A 1,235-nucleotide genomic window follows, 5' to 3' on the forward strand; every position below is an offset into this window, starting at 1 on the left:
CTTTCGGCCCGATTCTACCGTCCGCGCAGCCGTTCCAGCACGTCCGAGGAGGCAAAACCGTCGGCGGGCACCCCGATCGAGGCCTGGAAATTGCGCAGCGCCTCCCGGGTCTGGCCGCCGAACTGGCCGTCCGGGGTGCCCTTGTAGAAGCCGCGCTGGGCCAGCAGCTGCTGCAGCTCCAGCCGCTCGGTCCGCGACAGCTCGCGTTCCTGCCGCGGCCAGGGCTGCACGAAGGGCGCCCCGCCGCGCAGGCGATCGGCGAAATGACCGATCGCCAGCGCATAGGCCTCGGCCGGGTTGTACTTCATGATGACCCGGTAGTTCTGGAGCATCAGGAAGCCGGGGCCTTGCGCGCCCGCCGGCGCCAGCAGATAGGCTTTCTCGGCCGGATGCGGGAAGGGCTGGCCGGTCGGGCGCTTGAGCCCGAGCTTCTCCCACTGCGCGATCGGCATCGCCTTGGCGCGGTCGGCCTGCATGTAGTTGAATCCCTGGGGCACCACGACCTCAAAGCCCCAGGTCTGGCCGGCCTGCCAGCCGTCCTTCTTCAGGTTGTTGGCGGTGGAAGCGATCAGGTCGGTGGGATTGTCGACGACGTCGCGCCGTCCATCGCCATCGCCGTCCACGGCAAAGCGCTTGAACGCGGTCGGCATGAACTGGGTCGGGCCGAAGGCGCCGGCCCATGAGCCGCGCATCTGCTCAGGGCGCAGATCGCCGCGATTGAGGATCTCCAGTGCGGAGAGGAATTCGTCCTTGAAATAGGCCTGGCGGCGGCCGATGCAGGCAAGCGTCGCAGTGGATTGCAGCACGCTGCGGTCGCCCATCTGCGTCGAGTAATTGGACTCGATGCCCCAGATCGAGGCGATGATGTAGCGATCGACGCCAGTGGCCCTTTCGGTGGCATCGAACTGCGCCTTGTACTTGGCGAGTACCTCGCGGCCCTTGGCGAGGCGGTTGTCGTTCACGAGGATGTCGAGATAGTCCCAGATCGACTTGGTGAACTCCGGCTGCGAGTCCATCAGGTCCATGATACGCAGGTCGGGCGCGAGCCCTGCGGTGAAGCTTTGAAAATTTTCCTGGGTGATGCCGCGCCGTGCGGCATCGGGCCACATCCCTGCAACGCAATTGTTGAAATTGCCGGCGGCCTCGCGGATCGCCGCCGCCGTCATCAGCGGATGGCCCGAGGCGCCGTCCTCGCCGCTCCAAGGTTGGGCTCCTGTTTGCGCGCCGCCGGGGCC

Annotated in this window: 1 protein-coding gene; it reads right to left on the bottom strand. The window is 66.7% G+C overall.

Annotated elements, in window-relative coordinates:
* Positions 1 to 14: 14 nt before the first annotated feature.
* On the bottom strand, positions 15 to 1,235 hold a 1,221-nt coding region (locus tag AC1D00_RS41755), incomplete at its 5' end, for a lytic murein transglycosylase (protein ID WP_477014724.1).

The sequence above is a fragment of the Bradyrhizobium sp. P2_E8 genome, from assembly GCF_056403875.1.